Here is a 25,427-nt window from a genome sequence, read left to right as displayed (position 1 = left end):
ACATGCTGATCTTTTTTATACTTAAAACACACATTTCATTGCAAATTATTCAAATTTTCTCAATCAAATTGGATTAAAATAGAACGAGTTTATAAATAATTGATTTCTATAATGAAGCATTTACTCAAGGGATTATTGTCCGTTGCAATATTCCCTCTTGTTTTCATTGGTTGTACAACTACACCACAAAAACAAGGTCACACTATTACAACTCCCGACGGTAAACGTATTTACATACCTCAAGAAAAAGTGACGACCATCAGACAAGCCCCGCCTAAAGTGGTGCCTTATGCATACAACTCATGGGTCGCGTCTGTCGATAATTTACGTCGTGTCCGAGACTATGAAGTCTTTTTAGAGAAAAATGGTGTAGGCAATATCATTCCATCATTTGAGCTGATGCGTACTGCACGTGACTGGCAAAAATGTGGTCGCTCAGAATATATGGTGCCTAACCGTGAATTATGGCAAAACCAAATTGCAACCTTACGTGTCTTTAAATATTTAGTTGCGGCCAATATCTTAACGGACTTTGAAGTGACTTCGGTTTATCGTGATTTGCCTTTGAACCAATGTGCCGGTGGTGCAAGTTCATCTCGTCACCTATATAACTCGGCGATTGATTTCCGTATTGGACCTGCGTATCCACAGCCCGAAGACTATAGTTATATTGAAAATACCAAGTTCCGTTTATGCCAATTTTGGTCACAACATGGGCAAAGCCTCAATATGGGCCTAGGTCTATATGCCAGCGGACAAATTCATATTGATACTCAAGGCTACCGTACTTGGGGGCCTGATCACTCAAGCCGCTCATCAATGTGTAATTACTAAAACATTACATCGTCATATCAAGACCTCTTCGGAGGTCTTTTTTGTGCATAAAATATGCAAATACAGAACAATAAATTGCGATGTTAGTGGAAAGGTTTAAAATGCTTGCATCAATCACGAGGTGCGACAACATGCAACAAATGTGGACAGACATTGATGCTTACATCGATTCACATTTAATTCCTGAAGATCCAATATTGACCCAAACACTTCAACATACGGATGAACGTGGCTTTCCTGATCATCTTGCTGTAGCGGCTAATCAAGGCATGCTGCTTCAAATGTTAATCCAAATGAACAAGTGTAAACGCGTTTTAGAACTTGGAACTTTTGCAGCCTATAGCACCATGTGGTTAGCACGTGCCTTACCTGAAGATGGTTACATTCTGACCATTGAAGGTCGTGATACACATGCTGCCCTCGGTCAAGAAAATATTGATAATGCAAAGCTTGCACAAACGATAGAACTAAAATGTGGTCGCGCGGCAGATATTTTACGTGCCCTTCCTGAAGATACTGAAGCTTTTGACTTTATTTTTGTCGATGCAGACAAACAGAGCTACCCTGAATATTTAGAATTAAGCCTAAATTTATCTCATTCAGGTACAGTGATTGTTTTAGACAATGTGATTCGTGCAGGTGAGATTCTGAATGCCGAAAACCACAAGCCAAGTATTGAAGGTATCCGAGATATGTTCAAAGCCATGCAAAATCATCCGAAAATTTTATCCTGCACGGCACTTCAAACTGTAGGTTGTAAAGGTCATGATGGTTTTGCAATTGCAATCGTTAAATAATCTAAATCGAGGTGTTTTTTAGACATCTTGAGTAAAGGTATAAAAAATAATCAATACAGTATTTTATTTTCAAAACAATTACTTATAAACACTGCACACAGAGTTATCCACAATTTATGAGGATAACTCTGATTGTTTTTAAATCAACTCTGTTCGTTTGCTCAACTTATTTTACAACCAACAATGGAACACTCGAATTTCTGAAAATACTGGTGGTAATACTGCCCAAGAAGAACTGATGGATTTTACTGTGACTAAACGCCCCCAGTACGATTAACTGAATGCCATGCTCTTGTTGATAGTCCAGAATATTTTCCGAAACATCGCCATAGCGGTATTCCGTCACCACATCGAGACCCGCATTGGTTAAATAATTTTTTGGATCATCCAAGATTTGTGGGTGATCTCCAACATAGACCAAATGACATTGTAAAAGTTTGAGTAGGTCACTTTGTGCCACACGCTTCATTAACTCAACACATTTAGGCGAATATTCATAGGCAAAAATAAAACGAGTCGGTGGTTTAAACGTTGGCCCTACAGTCATAACTGTACAACTTGCACCACGTATAAAGTTTTCAACATTACTACCAAGCGGCTTATTGCGCTCTGCTGAACGTTCACCCACGCGACCAATTAAAACAATATCGTCATCTTGCAACACATTAAAACTTTGCTCTAAGAAGTCGCCCTTTTCCTGAATATGGGTGGTTTGAATACCATGCTTATCTTGGATCATTTCAGAAATGTGTTTGAGCAAGTTATTACTATAATCTAACGCTAAATCACTTTGTTTTTGTTCTAACTCCGCGAGTTCTTTCAAGAGCATAGCATTACTTTCAAACCCAATCACTCCACTGATTTCACCTAAGTGATAACTTGCCGGATAGTAATCAAGTATTTGCAGTAAAACCAACTCACGGTGAGTTTGTTTAGCAACCCAAGCAGCAGCATCAGCTAGTGCATTAATGCATGGAGAAGAGTCGATACAGGCGATAACTCGTTTCATGATTAGCCCTCGTTTTATTATTGCTTGGCTATAAAATGTTGTTTGTTATTTTTAACTTATCACAACTCTGTTTCACTGTGCATGCATTTGTGTAAGCATAAAAACGATTTATGACCTATTTGGCGATTATTTATTCACGATATCGAATGAGTTTTGCAGGATTTCCCGCAATAATGGCACGTGCTTCGACATTTTTCGTCACCATACTGTTCATGCCGACCACAGCCTGCTCAGCAATGTGAATGCCATCCTTGATTCCAACATGCGCACCTAGCCAAACATCACGCTCTATCTCAATCCCTTGTGATCGTACAGCTTGCTGATAGATCGGTTGATTGACATCCATTCCATGATCAAAAGCGTATAAATGGCAATATGCCGCCATACGAACCTGATCGTGAATTTTGATACCCACTCGCCCACCATCTAAAATACAGTGATGATTGATCGCCACTTCATTGCCAATTTCAATTGGGCCATGCAGGGTGCAATCTGCAGCGATAAAGCTGTTATCTCCAATGACAATCTTACGTCCTGGTTCGGCAAAAATATGAGCCAATGGCGATATAAAACAGTTTTTACCAATTTCAACAGTTTCCATCGATTTGAGATAGTCTTGATATTCGTGTTGCCAAGCTTCAGCCCAACCACGATTTTTCGGTTTGAGTGACCAATACAACCAAGGCATATAATTCAGACGATGCTTATGTTGCTCTCGATATTTCAATAATGGATCTATTTCATTCACCTTCAGCAGCCTCGATGATATGCAATTGTTCACGTCCGCGAGTTATATCCTGAATTTTTAACTGTAGCGGTTGGATTTGATGAATTTGCAATGATGTAAGTACATTTACGCCCTGCGCTGTATAGTCTTCCTGAAATTCAATTTGCTGCTGATTGAGTTCATATTGGAAAATTGCCCATTCATTAAACTGACAACTAAATTGCACTTTTTTCTTCTCAATAAGTTCAATTTTTTCAGCCTGCAACAGGCATTGACCTGCACAGCCACCATAGGCACGTACCAATCCCCCTGTCCCGAGCTTAATTCCACCATACCAACGATTAACCAAGACCAACACGTTGGTTAGGTCATTCCCTTCTATGGTTGCTAGAATGGGCCGACCTGCTGTGCCTGAAGGCTCACCATCATCATTAAAACGTACGGTATGTCCAATTTTCCATGCCCAACACTGATGTGTTGTTGAGATATCTTTATTGGCTTCGAGAAATTCTTTAACGGCTTGTTCATTTTCCACAGGAACTGCGATGGCTTGAAAACGACTTTTTTTAATGTCTTCTTCATATTCAAACTGTGCGGCGAGTGTAAATGGCATAACGTCTTTAGATCCTGTATCAAAGGATATTATAGCGTTTTTTGAAAGACTTACATCCACAAAAAAGCCCCCAATGCTGGAGGCTTGATTGAAGACCATTCATCTTTCGTAATCGCATGATTTTTGCAGGTCGTATTTTTAGTTTAAAGTAGACTGAATTCTTGTTAATTTTTTAGATTAATCGCTCAGTTTTTGTCATTTCAGACAATAACATAAACCCGCTGAATGAAACTAGCGCCATTCAACGGGAAATTTCTTATATTATTCAATTAAACGATAAAATCATCACCAAGATAAACTTTACGTACCGTCTCATCTGCAAGCACTTCTTCTGGAGTACCTTCTGCAATCACTGAGCCTTCGCTCACGATATAGGCATGCTCACAAATCGCAAGGGTTTCTCGCACATTATGGTCGGTAATTAATACACCAATACCACGATCTTTCAATGTTCGGATAATGTCTTTGATATCACCCACTGAAATAGGATCGACCCCTGCAAAAGGTTCATCTAGCAACATAAATTTAGGGTCTGCAGCTAACGCACGTGCGATTTCCGCACGACGTCGCTCACCACCCGATACACTCATACCAAGAGAATCTTTGATGTGTGTGATTTTAAAGTCAGCAAGCAATTCTGTTAAACGTTGCTGACGTTGTTGCTTATTTAGATCTTTACGGGTTTCTAAAATCGACATGATATTTTCAGAAATGGTTAATTTTCTAAAAATAGATGCTTCCTGAGGTAGATAACCAATACCTTTACGTGCGCGCTCATGCATTGCCAAGTCAGACAAATCAAGATCATCTAAATGAATCTCACCTTTATCCATACGCACTAGGCCAACAACCATATAGAAACTTGTAGTTTTACCTGCACCATTTGGACCAAGTAAACCCACAATTTGACCACTTTGCATGCTAAAGGACACATCCTTTACCACCCAACGCTTACTGTAGTTTTTGGCTAAATGTTTAATACATAAAGTTTGAACTTGCGAGGTTTGCTCCATTAATCACGTGCTCCTGGGAAGGACTTAGTGCTTGACGGTGGAATCACGATTTGAACACGACCTGAAGAAGATCCAGATTTATTTGGTGTACCTTCAGCAACGATATCGCCTTTATTCATACTGTATTTCAGGCTATTACCACGAATACTTGCACCATCTTGTTGTAACAAAGCACCACCCGTCATGGTGATAATACCTGTTTCAGCATTGTAGACGATCTTTTGCGCTTGGCCTTTTGCATAGCCTTTGGCAGGGTCAGTTTTTTGTTGGAAATGTGCTGGCCCACCCGTTGCTGTAATCGTACTGATCTCTTTTTTGCTGTTTAAGTTCGCAACAATTGAGTTTGCCTGAAGCTTCATCGAACCCTGTTCAATGATGACATTACCGGTATACGTCGTAATCCCGGTTTTTTCATTAAACGTTGCACGATCGGCAACCAATGAAATCGGTTGATTACGATCTGAAGGCAAAGCAAAAGCTGCAACTGAACATAACGCCAGTGAACCGATTAGCGCTGTACGTTTTAGGAAAGTTTTTGCAGTTTTTCGATTAAAATTATGGTTCATACTTTCCTCGAATATTAAAAAATTCGTATTGACCGTCGTTTAAATTTGCTTTTAAACCTTGGCTGACAAATTCGGCTTGTGGTGAAATCACCGTTACAGTCTTGTCCGTTTCTATTTCACGCTGTTTTGGAAAAGCAGTTAGTTCCTCAGTACGAAACTCCATTTGCCCTTCACGCATCAATTTTGTTGCAACCACATTGTCACTCAGCACGACTTTTTGGTTATCGTCCATACCATTGGCTTGTTTGGCAAAAAACGTGGCATCGACAGCACCATCTTGATAGGTCGATGCTTTCAGATTGACCAAATGAGACGTTTGCTTTTGCAAATCCTGCTCAAGTCGATCGACTTGCGCACGAATATGCAATTTTCCCTGCTCATCAGTCTGTGTCAGGTTAATGTTTTCAGCTGAGTAAGTCATACTTTTCGAAGAGTCTGCCTGAAGCTTATTACCCTTTCCACCGAAATAGTAAAAACCACCGCTTACTGCAGCAATGACCACAGCTGTCACATATAAAACTTTAGTATCCATAAGCGGAGATTCAATCCAATGACTGTATCAATTTATTAATAAGGTGCACTTGCATATTTTTCAAGTAGTTCCTGGTATACACCTTTAGAAACCAAAAGCATATCGCAGATTTCACGAACAGCACCACGTCCACCCATCGCCTGAGTAACAAGATCTGCACGGCGACGTACTTCTAAATGTCCATTTGGTACGGTCACTTTCATCCCTGCAATAGCAAAGGCTGAAAGATCCGGCCAATCATCACCCATATATAGGCAATCTGAAGGATCAATACCAAACTGTGCACAGGCTTCAGTCAAGGCAACACCTTTGTCTTCACGTCCTTGAAAGACCAAATCGACACCTAAGTCAGACATGCGTTTTTCAACAATATTACTTTTACGGCCGGTAATAATGATGACTTTGATACCCGCTTTTTGCACTAACTTCATGCCCAAGCCATCACGAATATCAAAAGATTTGATTTCATCGCCACTATTGGTCAACGTTACAAATCCATCACTTAAAATTCCATCTACATCCAGTACCAGTGCTTCTATGTGACGCGCTTGTTCTAGCAATACATACGATGCCATTTTCTTAATTTACCCCAGCCTGAATCAGATCATGCATGCTGATAATCCCAATCACTTTATTGGCATCATCAACAACTACAAATTGTGTAATTTTCTTTTCGTTCATGCGTTCTAAAGCATGTACCGCACGTTCTTCTTGTGAAATCGTCAAAGGATTTTTAATCATCACTTCTGAGACTTTCATATTCACATCAAAGCCTTGCTGTTTATCAATCAAACGACGTAAGTCACCGTCGGTAAAGATACCCAATAAGGTATCGTTTTCATCGACAATCGTGGTGAGACCCAAACGTTTATTTGAAATTTCGTACAGAACTTTATTCATTGGTGTCTCTGGCGACACTTTGGGTAAGTCTTCACCTGTATGCATAAGATGTTTTACATGCAATAACAAACGCTTACCCAAAGCTCCAGCAGGATGAGAACGTGCGAAATCATCTGAGGTAAAGCCACGTGCATCCAATAATGCAACTGCAAGGGCATCACCTAAGGCTAATGTTGCAGTGGTACTTGAAGTCGGCGCTAGACCCAAAGGGCATGCTTCTTGAATATTACCCAAGGTCAATGCGACATCGGCATTTTGTGGCATTGGGCCTTTATTGTCGCCACTCATGGTAATTAGAGGAATGCCCAAATGTTTGATCAACGGCATGAGCATCATAATTTCATCACTCTTACCTGAGTTTGAAATTGCAATGAGCACATCACCTTTAACCAACATGCCCAAATCACCATGTCCAGCTTCACCCGGATGCATGAAAAAAGATGGCGTACCTGTCGAGGCAAACGTAGCGGCCATTTTACGACCGATATGACCCGATTTACCCATACCAGTAATCACTAAACGCCCTTTGCACTGTAAAATGATTTCGCAGGCTTGGCTAAAACGATCATCTATTTGCGTCGCTAATACTTGTAAAGCATGCTCTTCAATACGCAAAGTTTCTAATGCGACTTTCTGAAAATCGACTTGATTCGGCATATTTGGTGGATTCAAAGTTGTTATACCTTAAGCCGTGAGAGGTGCGCTCTCACTTTCAAAATAAAAAATTTTCACAATTTTATCATATCTATGCAAATAGCACGTTTCCAAATGTATAAGAATTCATGAATTATGCAGAAAAGATGCATTTCTTCATTTTTATCTTACGGACAGATAAAACAAATTCAGTATTCGAATTAGATTCAGCCCGAATCCAATTAACCTTCAACGCTATTTTTAGCAACGCAAAGACATCAAGCATTAAAAAATATCTGCTTTTTTGGGTTTTAACTTTATGAATAAAAATGCTTAGGTTAAGATGAGCCATCTTTTGGTAGAAACAATTTGAAGACCTATGCAACCTTTTGTTCTATATAACTCAGAGCAACGTAAAAAAGTAGAATTCGTACCTCGTAAAGAAGGACATATCGACATGTATGTCTGTGGAATGACCGTGTATGACTACTGTCATATTGGTCATGCTCGAGTTATGGTTGCATTCGACTACATTATCCGTTTCCTGCGCAGTCAGGGCTGGAACGTTAAATACGTTCGCAACATTACCGATATTGACGACAAAATCATTGCCCGTGCCAATGAAAATGGCGAAAGCATTACTGCTTTAACCGATCGCTTTATCAAGGCCATGAACGAAGATGCTGCCAATTTAGGTTGTACAGCACCTGATGAAGCACCACGTGCAACAGACTATATCGATCAAATGCAGAATATGATTGATAACTTGGTTAACAAAGGTACAGCATATCCATCTGCAAATGGCGATGTTTATTTTGAAGTTGAAAAGTTTGCCAAATATGGTCGTCTTTCGGGTCGTAAACTTGACGACATGCAGGCTGGTGCTTCTGAACGTGTTGATGTAGAAGTAGAAAAGAAACATCCTTTTGACTTCGTGCTTTGGAAACATGCCAAAGAAAATGAACCTTCTTGGGCTTCGCCTTGGGGCAATGGCCGTCCGGGCTGGCATATTGAATGTTCAGCGATGTCGACCTGCTGCTTAGGTAACCATTTTGATATTCATGGTGGTGGTTCAGACTTAACTTTCCCGCATCATGAAAATGAAATTGCGCAATCTGAGGCATCTACTGGCGAACAGTATGTTAATTACTGGATGCATGTCGGCTTTATTAATGTCGATGGCGAAAAAATGTCGAAGTCTTTAGGTAACTTCTTCACTATTCGTGATGTGATGGATAAATTCCACCCTGAAGTGATTCGCTTCTTTATTGTGTCATCACATTACCGTAGCCCAGTAAACTTCTCTGACACTGCTTTAAAAGAAGCGAAAAATACCCTTTCCCGTTTCTATCATTCATTTAAAGCTTATCAGCAAGTCTATGGTGAAAAAACCGTAGAAACTTTGGATGATGCTTTAGTTGAGCGCTTTAATGCCGCTATGCGTGATGATTTCAACACCGCAGAAGCAATTGCGATATTGTTTGAAGTCAACAAAGAATTGAACCGTGCCGTAAAAGATGAAAATGCTGAACAAGCGGCTGTGTATTATTCGACATTGCGTCACTTGACCAATATTTTAGGTTTGGTGCAACACAATGTGGATGATTTCCTGAAATCTGATATCGGTCAGGAAGCATTAGGCTTATCAGAAGAACAGATTGAAGATTTAATTCAAAAACGTAAAGATGCGAAAAAAGCCAAAGAATTTGCCAAAGCAGATGACATTCGCCAATCTTTGTTAGATCAAGGGGTTGTTCTTGAAGATACTCGTCAAGGCACTATTTGGCGCCGTGCTGATTAATTAAGCAAACAGAAGCATAGAGAGTTGACAGTTGTGTGAAATTCTCTATAATTCACCTCATTGCGGGAATAGCTCAGTTGGTAGAGCATAACCTTGCCAAGGTTGGGGTCGGGAGTTCGAGTCTCCTTTCCCGCTCCAGAATACGAAAAACCCTCATCGAAAGATGAGGGTTTTTTTATGTTTAAATTTTTCTTCAAAGGCTTATTTTTAGATTTATTTACTCATGTTATGCACATAAAAGTCATTTCGCATTTTTAAAATAATATTTACGTCTATTCGACGAAGTCTTACATTTAGGGATTAAATACAGGGATTAGCCTTCGGCTGGGGGTACTTTACGAAACGTTGTTTCTCATTCGGCAAAATGAGAAGCGTGCTTCGCAAGGAGACCATTTTGCGGTGCAATGCACCTCACCAACAAAACTCGTTCACTACCGTCAAATTATTCAACGTATCGCAAAAACATTTTGATTAGAAGTCGTCCTGTCTCAAACAATTGCGGATGACATTACCGCGTATCTTTATTATTTGAAGCAAAGTACGCTTCTGATGTTACTGCGTCACATCAGTGATTTATTATATTGTAGCGGCGTTAATAGGCCTTAATTTTCCCCCAACGAATAAGGCTTTCCTTATTGCAATATGACCTTTCGCCTACCTGTTAAAAAATAATCAGATGAAATGCTCATCTTGGTTATTCTCCTCAATTTTTCTCCATAATTTTCCGTTATTCTTTGCCAAAATTACATTTGGACAACCAAATAATGCACGGCGCGCACACCACACTCAAACTGACCAGCTTAAGTTACGCATTACTTACGATCTCAACATCAATTTGGGCCGCAGATACTGTTCAAAATCCCCAAGAATCTGCAGCAGTTCAGCAAATGGAAGCTTTAACATTTGAAGTTCCAACAGCAAGCACTAAGCCCAAAGACCCAGATATCAGTGCTGTCGCAAAAACCATCATAAGCCGTGATGAAATGTTGAAATTTGGCGATCAGTCCATCAATGATGCACTGCGTCGTGCTGCAGGATTTCAACTCCCTGGTGCTGGCGGTGGTCCACGTGGTGGTGCAGGTGCTCGCGGCATGCGTTTCCGTGGTGGTGGTGCACCCGTGTTCTTAATCAATGGTGAACCTGTACAAGGTGGTCCTCGTGGTGGCATGTCAGTTGTTGATAGCATTACGCCCGAAATGATCGAACGCCTTGAAATCACCAAACAACCGAGCGTCGCTCAAGGCTCTGTTGCTTCATCTGCAGTCATTAATATTATTTTAAAAGAACCATTGAATGGCACACGTTTAAGTGGCTCTGTACGTGCTGGTTATGGCCTGACGAAGTCAAATACACGTGAAGAAGAACGCACCAATTTAAACTTTCAAATGGATGGTCGATCAGACCCTTGGATCTATAGTTTATCTGGGAGCCAAATGTGGAATGATTCAGATACACTCACCCGTACACAAGATGCAACAGGAACGAAAACTCAAAAACGCATCACCAATCGTACGTCGCAAATGCTCACCCCACGTGTTGAATATCAACTTGATGATCAACAAAAATTGGTCGCTGAAATGTTTTATCGCAACAATGAAAGCGAAGGTTCAAGTGGCTCCCAAGTCCAAAAAGATAAAAATGACAGCATTCGTCTCAACACACGGTATGAGCGTAAAGACCAAGGAAATTCAGACAAAATTCGCTTATCTATCGAACAGCAAAATGAAACTGAATTGACAGAATTTAGTGATTCTCAATCGTATATTGACGAACAAATTAATGAATATGGCTTACGCTACGACGGTGTCCGAAAGTTCGACTCAAAACGGCAAATAAAATTTGGTACCGACCTACGTAGCAATGAACTTGAAAGCAATATTGCAGAGACCTTAGATGAACAATTATATGCTGCATATGTCGAAGGTAGTTGGAGATATACGCAGCGCCAAACATTAACTTTAGGTGTACGCCAAGAGTGGATTGATCGTTCCGGTTTAGAGGATTATCAAGATCAGCATTTGAGTCCTGTATTAGCACACCGTTTTGACTTTAATGAGCAATGGTCACTCCAAACCAACTTGAGTCAGGCTTTTAAAAACCCACGTAGCAATCAATTGATGCCGACTGTTTCAGTTTCTACAGATAGCGATGCAGGGACACTAAACAACCCTGACCGTGGGGGTAATCCTGACTTACGACCTGAAACCATCAATGCTTACGAAACAACCATAGGCTATAACACCCCTGCTGGCGGCGTAAATATCACTGCATATTATCGAGAAATTAATGACTATATCGAAAAATCGATCCTGTCAGAAAATGCTACAGGCGGTCGTTGCGAAACAGGAAATACCGATTGCCGTTTTGTCGAACGTCCATATAACCAAGATAGTGCAACTACTTATGGTGTGGAAATTGCTGGACGTTATGCACTGAAGCAAACGGAGAATGGTCATTCATTTATGTTGAATGCTCAGCTTTCAACTGTACGTGCAAAAATTGAAGAAACTGACGGCTCTGATCGTTTGGCAAGCGATGTTGCACCTTATACCGCAAGTGCTGGTTTATCTTATAACTATCAACCGTGGCGTATTGCAACAAGTGTGAACCTCAATTACACCCCTGAATATACACGTGCACTGAGCAACGAACCGTACAATCGCACCAGCAATGAACGTGTTAACATGGATGTGAGTTTTACTAAACGCTTTGATCAAAATTGGTCTGCATCGGTCAATGCACGTAATATTTTCAGCTCAGATTATAAAGAAGTGTTAAAAGAACAAAGTTCTGGCGCGCTATACCAATCTCGTATCAATGAAGCAATTCCAAGCTTTATGTTTACCTTAGAAAAGAAATTCTAAACCGTTCCTAAGAGACTTCTAAGAGATTTAAAATAAAAAACCGATACGGACAACGAATCGGTTTTTTTATGCGTACACGACCGCAAACTAGCGCTCAATTGCCTTCAACATTTTCGCAATTTTTAGGGTATGTTCCTTCCGCCCTTTTTTCTCTAAGACCTTTTGCTCAACCCACCATAAATATTCAAAAATTTCTGATTCACTAGAATCCTCTTGAATTAATTTAAAAATATTGGGCAAATAATCATCATATTCATCACGTAAAGCAGGAATACGGCGAATCCCTAACGGGTCCCATTCCTTCAATAAAATTTTATGTATCGCATGCAAGAGACTGGCATCTCGATTATGTTTTGACTGCATACAAGTTCCCTGGCTTATATTTTTTTACTTTTAAAATCAGTTATCTAATTATGTGATGATATTAAAAGAAAAATGAACTGTTGTTTGTCGAAGATTTCATCATACGCATCTCTAAACGCTTTTCCATTGGTTTTTCATCTTTTTTTTATACTAAACCAAAGCTTTATCAAAATATCATGCACTTTTTCTCATAAATTTTGCCAATAAAGCCTTTCGAGAATCCCTTACTTCACAGTACAAAGGTTTTAAATGCTAAGTTCAACGAACGAACCTAATCATTCAAAGAAAAAAACAATATGCTTCAGCCAACTTCTATATTTATCTCTTTTCGCAATTGTGAAAAATTTACAGTTTTCCTTTTTAATCTCCGACAATTCAAGCTACATTCTATTTTGAAATTTTAATCCTGAAAAATCCCTATGAGTACTGCATTAAACGAAACCATTTACGTCATTCAACACCTTGCATTTGAAGATTTGGGTTCATTGGAAGATGTATTTTACCAATTGGGTTATCGGGTGAGATACTTCGAAGCTGGTGTCGATGACCTGAGTAAAGCTATGCAACATACAGGGCTTACCATCATTTTGGGCGGCCCGATCGGAGTTTATGAAACTAATGACTACCCTTTCCTACAAAAAGAACTAGACTTACTTAAAGTACGTTTAGAGAGTAATTTACCGACTTTAGGCATTTGCTTAGGTGCTCAGCTAATTGCGCATGCATTGGGAGCGAAAGTTTATGCAGGTCATAGCAAAGAAATCGGTTGGAGTTCCCTAGCGCTTGAAGCCATTACTCACAATATTTTAGCGCCATTAGATCAAGTGCCTGTACTGCATTGGCATGGCGATACCTTTGATTTACCTGCAAATGCACAGCTACTCGCCAGCTCGGCAATTTATCCAAATCAAGCGTTTAGCTATGGGCCCAATATTTTAGCCCTACAGTTTCATATTGAAGCAGAAGCACAGGCCATGGAAAAATGGCTGATTGGGCATACATGTGAATTACATAAAGCACAAATTAACATTCCAAATTTGCGCATGCAAAGCCAACAACAAGCACCTCATTTAGAACGTGTTGCTCCCCTTATTTTGCAACAATTTTTACAACAGCTTGAGCTTTAAAACAGCTATTAATTTAATGCTAAATGGCTTATAACGGTTGCACTTCAAAACGTATAAGCCATTAGAATGACTCCCTTACTCAGCATTGCGCTCATCCACTTTTTTGCTCTCATCAGCCCAGGCCCAGACTTCTTTTTTGTCACTCAAAGTGCTATTCGACAATCCAGATCACATGCATTATTTGCCGCATTAGGTATATCACTTAGTATTTTAGTTTGGTCAATTTGTGCAATAAGTGGCTTACATTTTCTATTTCAAAAAATGGCTTGGTTACAACAATGCCTCATGATTTTGGGTGGCTTATATCTTTTATATTTAGGCTCTCAGTTATTAAAATCTGCATGGAGTAAAGACCTCGGCACAATAACGAAACCAACCGAGCAAGCTGTACAGAAAAAATCGCCTTTGACGCTGTTATTCCAAGGTTTCTTGACCAATATGGCCAATCCTAAAGCATTGGTTTATTTCACTAGTGTATTTTCCATTGGGATCAGTGCAAAGGTCAGCATTTTTGATCAAAGCTCTTTATTGGCTTTAGTCTTTATTGAAAGTTTGATTTGGTTTGCATTGGTTGCGGTCTTATTCTCAGCACCTAAAATGACCCATTACTATCAAAAATTTAGTAAAAAAATTGACGCCATTACCGGTGGAATTTTCATCAGTTTTGGCTGCCTATTGCTGCTCAATCGCGATTGACCACTCATCAAATACTCATCTACGAGACATAAAAAAGCACCCAAATGGGTGCTTTCCTAACTTAGCTGAGGAAGCTAAATCTTATTTCGCTGCTGCCTTTGCTGTAGACACAGCCGCTTCAGTCGTAATATTTACCGTAATTTTATCACCTACATTCGGTACATATGCACCGACACCAAATGCTGAACGATCAAAAGAAGTCGTTGCATTAAAACCAATCGTTTCCGCCTTAGTCATTGGGTGAACGGCTTGCTTGTTCAATACAGCATCCAATACCACTGGTTTAGTCACATTTTTAACTGTTAAATCACCCGTGATTTTGTATTTAGTTTTGCTGATCGCTTGAACTTTTGTACTTTTAAACGTGATATTTGGATATTTTTCAGCATCAAAGAAATCAGCTGTTTTTAAATGATCATCTAATGCTTTGACATTGGTATTTAAGCTCGATAATGGAATCGTCACATTCACAGACGAATTTGCAGGTTTTGCATTATCGACATTGATTGTCCCTTGAATGTCACTAAAGTTTGCAGAAGGCGTTGAGAAACCAAAATGATTCCAAGTAAATACTGTTGCGGTATGAGTAGGATCAATTTGATAGGCAACAGGTTTTGCCATAGAAATTGTTGTAACTGATGCTACCGCCAAACCGATTGTTAATGCTTTAAAGTTCATGTTTTTATCTCACTTTCGAATACCATTAAGTCTATAAATTTTTAGCCGTATTACAGCTTTAAAGATAAAACGTTTTGTTGCATGTTTAGAACGATAGTTTTGTAAAATCTGTAGCAGCATCTACAACCACTCTCAATTATTAAATTTTCCATATATTTCAAATAATTATTCTTTTCAAGCTACTCCCCGACGATTTATCCTAAATTTAGGAAACATCAACCTATCTGAGTCGTAGGTTTTCTAAACAAATCCACTTAAGATTTTTAGACATCATAAAAATCTGAGTACCCAAAAATGACAGAACAATCGCTGGCTATTGAAAAAGCCTTAAACACTAAAACTCCCAAAGATGTCGTTTTGGCATTTCTTATGAATACTTCAAAAGAACTCGTCGAAAATGCAACTCAGCTGCTGGTTGCAGAAGACGCGGCGTATGTTTCCTTAAACTTCAGCAACCCAGAACTTAAACAAATTGAGCCGTGGGCTGGGTCTGGAACAGGTAGAGCCATCTATATTTATACCTTTGCCAATGTCGGCACTTACTGGAATATCGATGAATTTCAAATCACGGATATGATCGCTGAAGATGAAACTGTAGCTGTATTTGGTCAATTCACCTACACCTCAGTCTATGCAAAAAATACTTTCACCTCGCCTTTTTCAATTAAAGCCAAAGTTCAAAACGGTTTAATCAGCTTTTTCCAATTTATGGAAGATACCTACGCCTCAGCATCATCATTCCGCGTAGGTGGAGAATGGATCATTCAGCAAGATGCTGACTCAGCTAAAAACTTTAAAGTTTCAGCTTAATACTGAGATGCGCAAAAGCTGCTGTTGATTTGAAATGGCCTTTTACATTGAGTTAATGACAGCGGTATTGGATAAATCCGGTTTTTCTCGCGATTTGATCATACAGCTTTTGCGCAGTTTCATTGTCCTGATGCGTCAGCCAATACACACGGTCACACTGCCGCTGATCACAATATTCTTTCACTTTCGCGATCAGCGCCTTGCCAATGCCCTGCCCGCGATAATCCTCAAGGGTATATAAGTCCTGCAAATAGGCATAAGGCTGCAATGTCCAGCAGCTCTCATGTTCAATGACATGCACGATCCCAACCACTTGATGATCAATCACAGCTGCAAAGCCATACATATGTTCGCAGTCAGCAGCATGTAACCTGTGCCATGTACGCTCAGTCACCTCATCTGCCACCTGACTTTTATAAAATTCTAAATACAGCTCCCAGAGCGGCTGCCATTGGTTTTTTGATATTTCTGTTAAATTTTTAATTTGTATTTGCACGTTCAATGTCTTTTTTAAATGATCACTGGATTTTTATAACTGAAATAAAGCTTCATGTGTTGAAAACACTTTATTTAATGCGCTCTTTTTTAAGAATAATGAGTCTTGAAAGGACGTTTTCTTATTTGTTTTATAAACTTATCTTTTTTATAAATACGATAGGCAAATAAAAAGCCCGAACAATCGGACTTTTTAACCATTTAGCTTATAGCTTCTCAACCAAAATGCGGTCAACTTGCTTCAAGCCTGTATGCTTTTCATGGTTCTTACGGCGAATCTTAATCACTTTGTCTTCTTGCAAATCTTGCAGCATCAATTCTACTGCAACCATGGCTTCAAGCTCTAAGTCCGTGCCTATCCATTTCTGTTCACCAGCATCCATCAGTACAATTTCATCATTTATCTGATCGTAAAGGCTCATCGTTTCCTCACTTGGGGCAACATTGCACCCGTGGCTGAATACTGCATGAATGAATTAATTTTAAACCAATGCTTTAATTCATTCGTTACAAATCGTTATTTCACAATTAAAAATAAATTTAATCTCTGCAATAAAAAACGCCCCTTCTCTGGGGCGTCTTTTTTACGGTTAATCTTTACAGATTAAGCGGTAATTTCTTTCACTGCAGCAACAACAGCATCAGCTGTGATACCGAAGTGTTTGTACAAGTCTTTTGCTGGAGCAGATTCACCGTAAGTCGTCATACCGATTACACGGCCGTCAAGACCTACAAATTTCCACCAGTAATCCACATGCGCAGCTTCAACCGCAACACGAGCGCGGATCGCAGCTGGAAGAACCGCTTCACGGTAAGCAGCGTCTTGTTTTACGAATTCTTCAGCACATGGCATAGAAACCACACGTACGCCTTCTAACTGTGCGTAAGCATCCATTGCCAATGAAACTTCTGAACCTGTTGCAATGATGATTGCTTTCAACTCACCTTTTTCTTTTGCAAGTACATAACCGCCTTTCGCTACGTCAGCAATTTGATCTGCTGTACGAGTTTGGAATGGCAAGTTTTGACGAGAGAAGATTAACGCTGTAGGGCCTTCGCTACGTAACAATGCAGATTTCCAAGAAATAGACGCTTCAACAGTGTCACATGGACGCCAAGTATTTAGATTTGGTGTACCACGTAAAGATGCAATTTGCTCTACAGGTTGGTGTGTAGGACCATCTTCACCTAGACCAATTGAGTCATGTGTATACACATGAATCACACGCTGTTTCATCAATGCAGACATGCGTACTGCATTACGTGCATATTCCATGAACATCAGGAATGTTGCTACATAAGGAACGAAACCGCCATGCAGCGCTACACCGTTCGCAATTGCAGTCATACCGAATTCACGTACACCGTAATGAACGTAGTTACCCGCTGGGTTAGATTCAACGCCTTCTGCGCCTTTCCATAAAGTCAGGTTAGAACCTGCAAGGTCAGCAGAACCACCTAGAATTTCTGGAAGCTGTGGTGCAAATGCTTGAATGGCATTTTGGCTCGCTTTACGAGTAGCGATTGTTTCAGCTTTTGCATTTACTTCTGCAATATAAGCATCCGCTTTTACAGCGAAGTCAGCAGGAAGGTCGCCGGAAAGACGACGTTTGAGTTCAGCCGCTTCTGTTGGATATTTAGCAGCATAAGCCGCAAATGTGTCGTTCCAAGCAGATTCAGAAGTAGTACCTTTCGCTTTTGCATCCCAAGCTGCATATACATCAGCAGGAATTTCGAATGGACCTTCTGTCCAGCCCAAAGCTTCACGAGTTAAAGCGATTTCATCATTACCAAGCGGCGCACCGTGGCAATCTTCTTTACCTTGTTTGTTTGGAGAACCTAAACCAATAATGGTTTTACAGATAATTAAAGTTGGTTTAGCTGTTTCAGCTTTCGCTTCAACAGTTGCTGCGCGGATTGCGTCTGCATCATGACCGTCAACTTTAAGCACTTGCCAGCCGTATGCCAAGAAACGCTGTTCTGTGTCGTCAGAGAACCAGCCTTCTACTTCACCATCAATTGAGATGCCGTTGTCATCGTAGTAAACAACCAATTTACCTAGACCCAAAGTACCTGCCAATGAACAAGCTTCGTGAGAAACACCTTCCATTAAACAACCGTCACCCAAGAAGCAGTATGTGTTGTGATCTACAACTGTGATGTCTTCTTTGTTGAATTGAGCCGCTAAAGTTTTTTCAGCAAGTGCAAAACCTACAGCGTTTGCAATACCTTGACCCAATGGACCCGTGGTTGTTTCGATACCCGGTGCATAGCCCAATTCTGGGTGGCCTGGAGTTTTAGAATGCAATTGACGGAAAGATTTCAAATCTTCAATAGACAGGTCATAACCTGTTAAGTGCAATAACGCATATTGCAACATAGAGCCATGGCCGTTTGACAATACGAAACGGTCACGGTTTGCCCATTGTGGGTTTGCAGGGTTGTGGTTGAGGAATTCACGCCATACCACATCAGCAATATCTGCCATCCCCATTGGAGCACCTGGATGTCCTGAATTTGCTTTTTGCACAGCATCCATTGCCAATACACGAATTGCGTTTGCAATACGACGTTCGTTAAGCGGGGTTGTCATAGGTCAGAGTCCAAACAAATGGTTTAAAAGAGTAAGATGAATAAGAATTCAAAGATGCGCATATTGTCTTAAAAAAAGCGGAATGGGTAAAGCCTCAGGGGCAAATTTTCGCTAATTATTCCTGCACCACCTGTATTTTGGGCGCTTATTGCTCAATTTCAAGCCTATGCATGTCGTTTATTTTGTATACAGTGACGCTTTTATATGGCGAATCAATGACAGCGCAATGCATATTTAGAGTTAAGTGGCGAAAGCAAACGCTTCGTAATTGATAAAAGTCCAATACATCGAATAGAAAATGTGAATATAAATAACAGCCAAAGCCGATCCAGATAAATGGCCATTAGAAATATGAAATATATTCAATAAAGAAACCTATGAATATTTATGAAACTCTAAGAGCATACTCATCCCTGAGAAATCAGCACTGATCCAATATCTTCGAGACCCTAGATACAGAACTTTAGATACCACGACATGTAGCAGGTAAATTTCGCTGCGAAATATCATCCGATTGACAATTCCAAGCACCATTTAAACCATCTGGAATACTAAAATAGATCTGCTTTGAGCGAAGAGCAAAATTGACATCTGTTGATTTAAACGTAAAAACCACTGAACACGTTCCTGCCACATCAGTAATTTCACTACTCGCAATATACTTGGTACTGATACTTTCATTTAGCGCTGTATTCAAATCTACACAGCTTTGTTCCGCTGAATAATTTTCAATCAGTTTTAATTTATAGGGTGAAATCATTGTTAATACTTCAGCCACTTGCGCCCGAGCAACATAGCCATTGTAAGATACAGTAGCAATTGCAGCCAAAATACCGATGATTGCCACAACGATCATAATTTCAATGAGTGTAAAACCAGACTGTTTCATTACGTTTCCCCCATTCAACGTAATGACAAATAGGCAATTTGCATACCAAGTCTCAAAAGCCCGTACTTATTGTGTTTGATTTTTTAAATTAAACGAATAATTGTCGTTTACAGTCATATTCTGACAGTTCATGACGTTCATCAATGATAAATCTCAGGATATGGATTTGATTTATTCTTATAATTGATTCACTTAAAAAAACAATTTAGGCAATTGAATGCCTAATCACATTGTTGCTTGTGCCAAAGCCCAATATCTCTGTTTTATCTCATCATAAAAAATTAAATTGAGAAATCCATAGCTCATATCAATTTTTTAGATGCATATATCAATTAAAAAGTCATTGAAATGAATTAATTTCATCCAATTTGGTCATGTTAAGCTAGTCCTAAACGCTTTCTCGATGTAACATATTGCGTCTTTAAATTTAACTGTGATAGGACTTATGCGCGAGTACGCTGTATTTACCTCGGAATCTGTAAGCGAAGGCCATCCGGATAAAATGGCTGACCAAATCAGTGATGCTATTTTGGATGCAATCTTAAAAGAAGACCCATATGCACGGGTTGCTTGTGAAACGCTTGTAAAAACGGGTGCGGTTGTACTTGCCGGTGAAATCACAACAACTGCAAATGTTGACTTTGAAGCGATTGTTCGTAATACCGTAAATGGTATCGGATACCATCATTCAGATCTTGGCTTTGATGGTTCAACTTGTGCCGTGATCAACATGATCGGTAAACAATCACCTGAAATTGCTCAGGGTGTTGACCGTCAAAAACCTGAAGATCAAGGTGCGGGCGACCAAGGTTTAATGTTTGGTTATGCAAGCCGTGAAACTGATGTGCTTATGCCAGCACCTATTTCATATGCGCATCGCTTAATGGAAAAACAAGCTGAACTACGTAAACAAGGCAAACTTGCTTGGTTACGTCCTGATGCAAAAAGCCAAGTAACATTTGCTTATGAAAATGGCATGCCAGTTCGCTTAGACGCAGTTGTACTTTCAACTCAGCACGATCCAAAAATTACCCAAGCTCAATTGAAAGAAGCGGTAATTGAAGAAATCGTGAAAAAAGTGATTCCTGCTGAAATGTTCCATGCAGACACTAAATTCCACATCAACCCAACAGGTATGTTCGTCATTGGCGGCCCTGTAGGTGACTGTGGTTTAACAGGCCGTAAAATTATTGTAGATACTTACGGTGGTATGGCTCGTCACGGTGGTGGTGCGTTCTCTGGTAAAGATCCATCAAAAGTTGACCGTTCTGCTGCTTATGCAGGCCGTTATGTTGCTAAAAACATTGTGGCTGCTGGTCTAGCTGACAAATGTGAAATTCAAGTGTCTTATGCGATTGGTGTTGCAGAACCAACATCTATCTCGATCAACACATTCAATACTGCAAAAGTATCTGAAGATTTGATTATTGCACTTGTACGTGAACACTTTGACTTACGTCCATACGGTATTACTCGTATGTTGAACTTAATCCAACCGATGTACCAACAAACTGCTGCGTATGGTCACTTTGGTCGTGAAGGTTCTGATACCGCATTTACATGGGAAAAAACTGACAAAGTGGAAGCGCTTAAAGCATCTGCTGGTCTTTAATCTTAATAGATTAATTTCTCAAAAAAGCCTGCATTGATTGCAGGCTTTTTTATGCCCCATATGTCCATAACTAAAACATCTAGGATAAAAATAACTAGTGTAAAAAATATTGACTAAAATTTACGCCTAGCCTATTCATATAACACCAAAATAATTTAAGAACAATATCATGCCCTTTCCATTAGACTTAAAATTTATTACTGCAACTGAAGAACAATTAGGATTTAAGTTTCCAGAAAAATATAAAGCCAAAATGCAAATTGAAAATGGTGGCGAATTCGGCATTAGCTTTTCAAGCGCGGATGAATTTGAAGATGGTGATGATATCGAAGCATGGTGGCTCTTCCCCTTCCAGGACACCAGCGATGTGAAAAGAATAAAACGTACAACGAATCATCTAGCCGCAGAACATCAATCCATAAGTGAAATTGAAGACTTCCCTGAAAACAGCATTGCTATTGCACATAACGGCGATGGCGATTATTTATTGATGCGTACGGTAGACGATACACAATTGGGGGAAGAAATATATTTATGGCGCCATGAAGACAGTGAATTTATCTATCTACTTGTGACTTCAATTGAAGAATTATTTAGTCAAAACCCTTAACGCTATAAGCAGATCTGAAGCCTTTCAAACTACAAAATAAGCTGGATAAAATTACACTAAATCAACAATTTTTGATCGATTTTTGAATATTTTTTCAGCTAATATAAATTCAGCCCATGCTACGGGCATAACAAAAAAAGGAAAGATCAAAATGAATAAATTACTTGTTGCTTTAGGTTTGGCTGCAACTGTTGCACTTGTTGGCTGTAATAAAGACAAAGCGCCAGAAACAGGTGCAACAACTGGTGAACACCTAGAAAACGCTGCTGACCAAGCAGGCCATGACATTGCTGATGCAACTTCAGAAGCAGCAACTGCGACAGCTACTGCTGTAGATAATGCTGCAACTGCAACTGCGACAGCAGCTGATAATGCAGCAGAAAATGCTGAAGCTGCTGCACACAATGCAAAAGAAGCAGCTAAAGACGCGACTGCTGCAACAGCAGGTGCTGTTGAGCAAGGTGCAGCAAACGTGAAAGAAAAAGCACAACAATAAGCATTCTTTAAAAAAAGCACCTTCGGGTGCTTTTTTTATATTTGTCTTTTGCTCAGCGTGTTGTTTCAATCCATTTTTAACTTGAAATTTAACTGACATCAGGTCAATCTTATGACGTCATATATATAACAAATTTAGAGAAAAGAATGTCTTATTCACATCATACCGAAAAACATTTTATGGAACGTACTGGTTGGCTACGTGCATCTGTACTCGGTGCAAATGATGGCATTATTTCCGTCACCAGTTTAATTATGGGCATGGCAGCAAGTGGTGCTTCTAGCCATACCTTACTCATTACCTGTATTGCAGGACTCATCTCTGGTGCAACCTCTATGGCGGCAGGTGAATATATCTCTGTGAAATCTCAAGAAGACGTTGAAAAAGCAGATCTTCACATGGAGCATAAAGAATTACAACGTAACCCAGATATGGAGCTTAAAGAGCTGACTCAAATTTATGTAAATCGTGGGTTAGAGCCGAACCTAGCACATGAAGTTGCAGTCCAATTAACTGCCCATGATGCACTAGAGGCCCATGCACGAGATGAAATTGGAATACATGACAATACCGCAGCAAAACCCGTTCAAGCAGCACTCTCATCGGCTTTAGCATTTTCAATTGGTGCACTATTTCCGATGGTTGCGATCTTGATCAGTGCTGACATGCATATTGAAAAAACTGTTATGGCCGTAGGCGTGATTTCCCTAGCACTCCTCGGTGCCTTAGCCAGTTATGCAGCAGGCACTTCTATGTTGAAAGGCAGTCTACGTGTTGCTCTGTGGGGCATTGCAGCCATGCTATTTTCTAGTTGGATTGGTTCTTTATTTAATGTAAATCCAGTTTAATGTTTCTTTTATCAGTTTTACAAATATTTAAAATCAATTATACACAGTAATGTTTGTGTGATTTTTCAACAATATTCATTTTTACAATATATAAAAACCGTAAAATAGAGATACATTTTTTAAGCTTTTTTCTCCATGTCTGTTATTGCTGCGCCAGCCAATCGATCCAATGTATCGATTTGGGTGGCTTTTGTTTTATTAATTTTAGGCACCATTGGTGCTTATCTGGTTGTAGGCGTTAACCAAGCATTGCTATTTTTAATTGGCGGTGCTTTGGGTATGACCCTTTATCACGCATCTTTTGGTTTTACCTCAAGTTGGCGTGTCTTTATTAAAGAGCGTCGTGGTCGTGGCTTACGTGCACAAATGATCATGTTGGCTTTGGCTGTACTGCTCTTCTTCCCTGCTTTAGGTGCGGGTGAATTATTTGGCAACCCAGTCAAAGGTAACGTTAATCCTGTTTCAATGTCCGTGATGATCGGTGCCTTTATTTTTGGTATTGGTATGCAACTTGGCGGCGGTTGTGCATCAGGCACCCTATACACTGTAGGCGCAGGTAGTGCACGCATGATTGTAACGCTGATCTTCTTCTGTACAGGTTCATTGATTGCAACTTCGCATATTCAATGGTGGTTTGACCTTCCCCACTTTGAGCCGATTTCTTTAGTCAAAAGCTTTGGTGTAGTCCCTGCACTGGTTTTAAACTTTGTGCTCTTTGCAATCATTGCCGCAGCAACAGTTTACTTTGAAAAGAAACGCCATGGTCAGCTTGAAGTTGAACCGCAAGCCAAGCAACACAGCTGGAAACGTTTTCTACGTGGTCCATGGCCATTGGTTTGGGGCGGAATTATCCTGACTTTACTGAACTTTGCCACACTCGCACTTGCAGGCCGTCCTTGGGGCGTGACCTCTGCCTTAGCCGTTTGGGCCGCAAAATCAGCAAGTGTCATGGGGATCGATGTTGCATCTTGGGCATATTGGCAGCAACCTGCAAATGCCAAAGCACTCACCGAATCATTATGGTTTGATATCACGTCAATGATGAATTTCGGCATCATGCTCGGTGCCTTACTCGCAGCAAGCCTAGCTGGTAAATTTGCACCAAACTTTAATATCCCAAAACGTTCACTGCTAGCGGCTGTGATCGGTGGTTTGATGTTGGGTTACGGCGCACGTTTAGCATACGGCTGTAACATTGGTGCGTATTTCAGCGGTATTGCTTCAGGTAGTTTACACGGTTGGTTATGGTTAGTATTTGCCTTCATTGGGAACGGTATCGGCGTCAAACTACGTCCAATCTTCTTCCCTGGTGAACGTCCACAACCGGAAAAACTAACAGGCTGCTAATTTCAGTAAATAAAAAGCCCCTCAAATGAGGGGCTTTTTTAATCTGTCAGAGCTGCTTTTAGATTACAACCATATTGCATAGTTTCTTGTGCCTGTTTGTATGTGGTATAGCGGTTGATAATAAAATCATAAAATTGGTCAGCATTTGCAAATACCTGACTCAAATCTTCATTTGCGGCATTTTGTAGTTTAACGTCTTTCACCAAGGCCAAGTTCACATGTCCGAGATGATACATTTCAGCAAAATAATGATTCATTACTTCGCAATAGGCAATTTTGGAGCTTTTTAAAGCGGTATTGGCAACAAAATGCTGATTTAAAGTTTTTAAGTTCTGAACATCTAAAGCGGATTGATCTGAAAAAGCCATACTTTCTACTTTTTTTAGTTGGCTAAAATCTGTAGCTAGAGTTTGATTTAATTGTTCAAAGCGTAGTTGTAATCCCGCAGTATCGGCAACTTGATAACTTTGCGGATTGAATGTTTTCTTTTCTTGTTCATTTGCAGAACACGCCGTTAATGCCATTGTCGTCAGAACGGTCGTAACAAGAAATAATTTCATCAAGGTCTCACTTA

At 40.0% G+C, this 25,427-nt stretch carries 27 protein-coding genes, 1 tRNA gene and 1 pseudogene; 13 read left to right on the top strand and 16 right to left on the bottom strand.

Translation table 11 applies throughout. From position 1 onward, the window contains the following. Positions 1-111: 111 nt before the first annotated feature. Both FTU79_RS03075 and FTU79_RS03070 read left to right on the top strand, forming a co-directional pair. Positions 112-834 (top strand): D-Ala-D-Ala carboxypeptidase family metallohydrolase, encoded by a 723-nt coding sequence (locus FTU79_RS03075; protein WP_078188751.1) that lies wholly within the window; start codon positions 112-114, stop codon positions 832-834. Positions 835-965: 131 nt separating this feature from the next. Beyond that, positions 966-1,631 (top strand): O-methyltransferase, encoded by a 666-nt coding sequence (locus FTU79_RS03070; protein WP_168377631.1) that lies wholly within the window; start codon positions 966-968, stop codon positions 1,629-1,631. 166 nt (positions 1,632-1,797) lie between these two features. Here the strand turns inward: FTU79_RS03070 and FTU79_RS03065 are convergent, their stop codons facing one another. The 8 genes from FTU79_RS03065 to FTU79_RS03030 all read right to left on the bottom strand — a co-directional run bounded on the left by FTU79_RS03065 (position 1,798) and on the right by FTU79_RS03030 (position 7,648). Continuing rightward, on the bottom strand, positions 1,798-2,640 hold the full coding sequence (locus FTU79_RS03065) for a universal stress protein (protein WP_078188753.1): 843 nt from the start codon (positions 2,638-2,640) through the stop codon (positions 1,798-1,800). Between the two features lie 130 nt (positions 2,641-2,770). Then, a complete protein-coding gene (locus FTU79_RS03060) occupies positions 2,771-3,388 on the bottom strand; it encodes a DapH/DapD/GlmU-related protein (protein WP_180048899.1) in 618 nt (205 codons plus the stop codon). After that, positions 3,381-3,980, bottom strand: a complete 600-nt coding sequence (locus FTU79_RS03055; protein WP_180048898.1) for a YigZ family protein — start codon at positions 3,978-3,980, stop codon at positions 3,381-3,383. Before FTU79_RS03055 ends, FTU79_RS03060 begins: the two co-directional genes overlap by 8 nt. A gap of 269 nt (positions 3,981-4,249) precedes the next feature. Continuing rightward, entirely contained in the window at positions 4,250-4,993 is a 744-nt protein-coding gene (gene lptB, locus FTU79_RS03050) for an LPS export ABC transporter ATP-binding protein (RefSeq protein ID WP_180040050.1), read from the bottom strand. After that, positions 4,993-5,559 carry a lipopolysaccharide transport periplasmic protein LptA gene (gene lptA / locus FTU79_RS03045; RefSeq protein ID WP_180048897.1) on the bottom strand — a complete coding sequence of 189 codons (567 nt, stop codon included), beginning with the start codon at positions 5,557-5,559 and terminating at the stop codon, positions 4,993-4,995. The genes lptB and lptA overlap by 1 nt, the downstream gene beginning before the upstream one ends. After that, positions 5,549-6,091, bottom strand: a complete 543-nt coding sequence (gene lptC, locus FTU79_RS03040) for an LPS export ABC transporter periplasmic protein LptC (RefSeq protein WP_078188761.1) — start codon at positions 6,089-6,091, stop codon at positions 5,549-5,551. The genes lptA and lptC overlap by 11 nt, the downstream gene beginning before the upstream one ends. A gap of 35 nt (positions 6,092-6,126) precedes the next feature. Then, positions 6,127-6,666, bottom strand: a complete 540-nt coding sequence (locus tag FTU79_RS03035; RefSeq protein ID WP_078188762.1) for an HAD family hydrolase — start codon at positions 6,664-6,666, stop codon at positions 6,127-6,129. 4 nt (positions 6,667-6,670) lie between these two features. Next, positions 6,671-7,648 (bottom strand): SIS domain-containing protein, encoded by a 978-nt coding sequence (locus FTU79_RS03030; protein WP_168377848.1) that lies wholly within the window; start codon positions 7,646-7,648, stop codon positions 6,671-6,673. A 355-nt stretch (positions 7,649-8,003) separates the two neighbouring features. Here FTU79_RS03030 and cysS point away from each other — a divergent pair, with 355 nt between their 5' ends. The 3 genes from cysS to FTU79_RS03015 all read left to right on the top strand — a co-directional run bounded on the left by cysS (position 8,004) and on the right by FTU79_RS03015 (position 12,289). Further along, a complete protein-coding gene (cysS, locus tag FTU79_RS03025; RefSeq protein WP_180048896.1) occupies positions 8,004-9,425 on the top strand; it encodes a cysteine--tRNA ligase in 1,422 nt (473 codons plus the stop codon). Between the two features lie 62 nt (positions 9,426-9,487). Then, positions 9,488-9,563 (top strand) — tRNA-Gly (locus tag FTU79_RS03020). Positions 9,564-10,189: 626 nt separating this feature from the next. Then, positions 10,190-12,289 carry a TonB-dependent siderophore receptor gene (locus FTU79_RS03015; protein ID WP_180048895.1) on the top strand — a complete coding sequence of 700 codons (2,100 nt, stop codon included), beginning with the start codon at positions 10,190-10,192 and terminating at the stop codon, positions 12,287-12,289. An 87-nt stretch (positions 12,290-12,376) separates the two neighbouring features. Here the strand turns inward: FTU79_RS03015 and FTU79_RS03010 are convergent, their stop codons facing one another. After that, positions 12,377-12,652 carry a hypothetical protein gene (locus tag FTU79_RS03010; RefSeq protein ID WP_168377639.1) on the bottom strand — a complete coding sequence of 92 codons (276 nt, stop codon included), beginning with the start codon at positions 12,650-12,652 and terminating at the stop codon, positions 12,377-12,379. 419 nt (positions 12,653-13,071) lie between these two features. On the opposite strand from FTU79_RS03010, the gene FTU79_RS03005 reads away from it, so the two are divergent. Together FTU79_RS03005 and FTU79_RS03000 are read left to right on the top strand one after the other, a co-directional pair. Continuing rightward, positions 13,072-13,779, top strand: a complete 708-nt coding sequence (locus FTU79_RS03005) for a glutamine amidotransferase (protein ID WP_180048894.1) — start codon at positions 13,072-13,074, stop codon at positions 13,777-13,779. Positions 13,780-13,845: 66 nt separating this feature from the next. Beyond that, positions 13,846-14,475 (top strand): LysE family transporter, encoded by a 630-nt coding sequence (locus FTU79_RS03000; RefSeq protein WP_111883787.1) that lies wholly within the window; start codon positions 13,846-13,848, stop codon positions 14,473-14,475. Between the two features lie 81 nt (positions 14,476-14,556). On the opposite strand, the gene FTU79_RS02995 is transcribed toward FTU79_RS03000, so the two are convergent. Next, complete coding sequence (locus FTU79_RS02995; protein ID WP_078188771.1) at positions 14,557-15,153, bottom strand: YceI family protein; 597 nt, start codon at positions 15,151-15,153, stop codon at positions 14,557-14,559. Between the two features lie 294 nt (positions 15,154-15,447). On the opposite strand from FTU79_RS02995, the gene FTU79_RS16505 reads away from it, so the two are divergent. Further along, positions 15,448-15,963, top strand: a complete 516-nt coding sequence (locus FTU79_RS16505; RefSeq protein ID WP_257224241.1) for a nuclear transport factor 2 family protein — start codon at positions 15,448-15,450, stop codon at positions 15,961-15,963. A 52-nt stretch (positions 15,964-16,015) separates the two neighbouring features. Here FTU79_RS16505 and FTU79_RS02985 read toward each other — a convergent pair whose 3' ends face one another. The 5 genes and pseudogenes from FTU79_RS02985 to FTU79_RS16715 all read right to left on the bottom strand — a co-directional run. Continuing rightward, on the bottom strand, positions 16,016-16,459 hold the full coding sequence (locus FTU79_RS02985; RefSeq protein ID WP_373685642.1) for a GNAT family N-acetyltransferase: 444 nt from the start codon (positions 16,457-16,459) through the stop codon (positions 16,016-16,018). Between the two features lie 205 nt (positions 16,460-16,664). Beyond that, positions 16,665-16,880 carry a hypothetical protein gene (locus tag FTU79_RS02980; RefSeq protein WP_078188774.1) on the bottom strand — a complete coding sequence of 72 codons (216 nt, stop codon included), beginning with the start codon at positions 16,878-16,880 and terminating at the stop codon, positions 16,665-16,667. Between the two features lie 182 nt (positions 16,881-17,062). Beyond that, positions 17,063-19,051, bottom strand: a complete 1,989-nt coding sequence (gene tkt, locus FTU79_RS02975) for a transketolase (RefSeq protein WP_180048892.1) — start codon at positions 19,049-19,051, stop codon at positions 17,063-17,065. Positions 19,052-19,514: 463 nt separating this feature from the next. After that, on the bottom strand, positions 19,515-19,829 hold the full coding sequence (locus FTU79_RS02970; protein WP_257235079.1) for a pilin: 315 nt from the start codon (positions 19,827-19,829) through the stop codon (positions 19,515-19,517). 14 nt (positions 19,830-19,843) lie between these two features. After that, positions 19,844-19,940: pseudogene (locus FTU79_RS16715) on the bottom strand (prepilin-type N-terminal cleavage/methylation domain-containing protein); the annotation flags it as partial. A 445-nt stretch (positions 19,941-20,385) separates the two neighbouring features. Between FTU79_RS16715 and metK the strand changes: the two are divergent. From metK to FTU79_RS02945, 5 genes are all read left to right on the top strand, one after another. Further along, positions 20,386-21,552 (top strand): methionine adenosyltransferase, encoded by a 1,167-nt coding sequence (gene metK, locus FTU79_RS02965; protein ID WP_078188779.1) that lies wholly within the window; start codon positions 20,386-20,388, stop codon positions 21,550-21,552. A 169-nt stretch (positions 21,553-21,721) separates the two neighbouring features. Further along, complete coding sequence (locus tag FTU79_RS02960) at positions 21,722-22,162, top strand: SMI1/KNR4 family protein (RefSeq protein WP_180048891.1); 441 nt, start codon at positions 21,722-21,724, stop codon at positions 22,160-22,162. A gap of 151 nt (positions 22,163-22,313) precedes the next feature. Beyond that, positions 22,314-22,658: a hypothetical protein gene (locus tag FTU79_RS02955; RefSeq protein ID WP_078188782.1), complete on the top strand. Its 345-nt coding sequence runs from the start codon at positions 22,314-22,316 to the stop codon at positions 22,656-22,658. A 146-nt stretch (positions 22,659-22,804) separates the two neighbouring features. After that, positions 22,805-23,506, top strand: a complete 702-nt coding sequence (locus FTU79_RS02950; protein WP_180027050.1) for a VIT family protein — start codon at positions 22,805-22,807, stop codon at positions 23,504-23,506. Positions 23,507-23,641: 135 nt separating this feature from the next. Continuing rightward, positions 23,642-24,853 (top strand): YeeE/YedE family protein, encoded by a 1,212-nt coding sequence (locus tag FTU79_RS02945; protein ID WP_180048890.1) that lies wholly within the window; start codon positions 23,642-23,644, stop codon positions 24,851-24,853. Between the two features lie 38 nt (positions 24,854-24,891). On the opposite strand, the gene FTU79_RS02940 is transcribed toward FTU79_RS02945, so the two are convergent. Then, on the bottom strand, positions 24,892-25,413 hold the full coding sequence (locus FTU79_RS02940; protein ID WP_180048889.1) for a hypothetical protein: 522 nt from the start codon (positions 25,411-25,413) through the stop codon (positions 24,892-24,894). Between the last annotated feature and the right edge of the window lie 14 nt (positions 25,414-25,427).

This window comes from Acinetobacter sp. YH12144, assembly GCF_013418345.1.
GTDB classification, from domain to species: Bacteria; Pseudomonadota; Gammaproteobacteria; order Pseudomonadales; family Moraxellaceae; genus Acinetobacter; species Acinetobacter amyesii.
Note: the sequence above shows the minus strand (reverse complement) of the source record. Positions and strands in the feature narration are given on the sequence as shown.

Bases quoted from the DNA above. Each gene is read 5' to 3' on its own strand.
- FTU79_RS03075 (WP_078188751.1), top strand. From the start codon at position 112: ATGAAGCATTTACTCAAGGGATTATTGTCCGTTGCAATATTCCCTCTT.
- FTU79_RS03070 (WP_168377631.1), top strand. From the start codon at position 966: ATGCAACAAATGTGGACAGACATTGATGCTTACATCGATTCACATTTA.
- FTU79_RS03065 (WP_078188753.1), bottom strand. From the start codon at position 2,640: ATGAAACGAGTTATCGCCTGTATCGACTCTTCTCCATGCATTAATGCA.
- FTU79_RS03055 (WP_180048898.1), bottom strand. From the start codon at position 3,980: ATGCCATTTACACTCGCCGCACAGTTTGAATATGAAGAAGACATTAAA.
- lptB (WP_180040050.1), bottom strand. From the start codon at position 4,993: ATGGAGCAAACCTCGCAAGTTCAAACTTTATGTATTAAACATTTAGCC.
- lptA (WP_180048897.1), bottom strand. From the start codon at position 5,559: ATGAACCATAATTTTAATCGAAAAACTGCAAAAACTTTCCTAAAACGT.
- lptC (WP_078188761.1), bottom strand. From the start codon at position 6,091: ATGGATACTAAAGTTTTATATGTGACAGCTGTGGTCATTGCTGCAGTA.
- FTU79_RS03035 (WP_078188762.1), bottom strand. From the start codon at position 6,666: ATGGCATCGTATGTATTGCTAGAACAAGCGCGTCACATAGAAGCACTG.
- FTU79_RS03030 (WP_168377848.1), bottom strand. From the start codon at position 7,648: ATGCCGAATCAAGTCGATTTTCAGAAAGTCGCATTAGAAACTTTGCGT.
- cysS (WP_180048896.1), top strand. From the start codon at position 8,004: ATGCAACCTTTTGTTCTATATAACTCAGAGCAACGTAAAAAAGTAGAA.
- FTU79_RS03015 (WP_180048895.1), top strand. From the start codon at position 10,190: ATGCACGGCGCGCACACCACACTCAAACTGACCAGCTTAAGTTACGCA.
- FTU79_RS03010 (WP_168377639.1), bottom strand. From the start codon at position 12,652: ATGCAGTCAAAACATAATCGAGATGCCAGTCTCTTGCATGCGATACAT.
- FTU79_RS03005 (WP_180048894.1), top strand. From the start codon at position 13,072: ATGAGTACTGCATTAAACGAAACCATTTACGTCATTCAACACCTTGCA.
- FTU79_RS03000 (WP_111883787.1), top strand. From the start codon at position 13,846: ATGACTCCCTTACTCAGCATTGCGCTCATCCACTTTTTTGCTCTCATC.
- FTU79_RS02995 (WP_078188771.1), bottom strand. From the start codon at position 15,153: ATGAACTTTAAAGCATTAACAATCGGTTTGGCGGTAGCATCAGTTACA.
- FTU79_RS16505 (WP_257224241.1), top strand. From the start codon at position 15,448: ATGACAGAACAATCGCTGGCTATTGAAAAAGCCTTAAACACTAAAACT.
- FTU79_RS02980 (WP_078188774.1), bottom strand. From the start codon at position 16,880: ATGAGCCTTTACGATCAGATAAATGATGAAATTGTACTGATGGATGCT.
- tkt (WP_180048892.1), bottom strand. From the start codon at position 19,051: ATGACAACCCCGCTTAACGAACGTCGTATTGCAAACGCAATTCGTGTA.
- metK (WP_078188779.1), top strand. From the start codon at position 20,386: ATGCGCGAGTACGCTGTATTTACCTCGGAATCTGTAAGCGAAGGCCAT.
- FTU79_RS02960 (WP_180048891.1), top strand. From the start codon at position 21,722: ATGCCCTTTCCATTAGACTTAAAATTTATTACTGCAACTGAAGAACAA.
- FTU79_RS02955 (WP_078188782.1), top strand. From the start codon at position 22,314: ATGAATAAATTACTTGTTGCTTTAGGTTTGGCTGCAACTGTTGCACTT.
- FTU79_RS02950 (WP_180027050.1), top strand. From the start codon at position 22,805: ATGTCTTATTCACATCATACCGAAAAACATTTTATGGAACGTACTGGT.
- FTU79_RS02945 (WP_180048890.1), top strand. From the start codon at position 23,642: ATGTCTGTTATTGCTGCGCCAGCCAATCGATCCAATGTATCGATTTGG.
- FTU79_RS02940 (WP_180048889.1), bottom strand. From the start codon at position 25,413: ATGAAATTATTTCTTGTTACGACCGTTCTGACGACAATGGCATTAACG.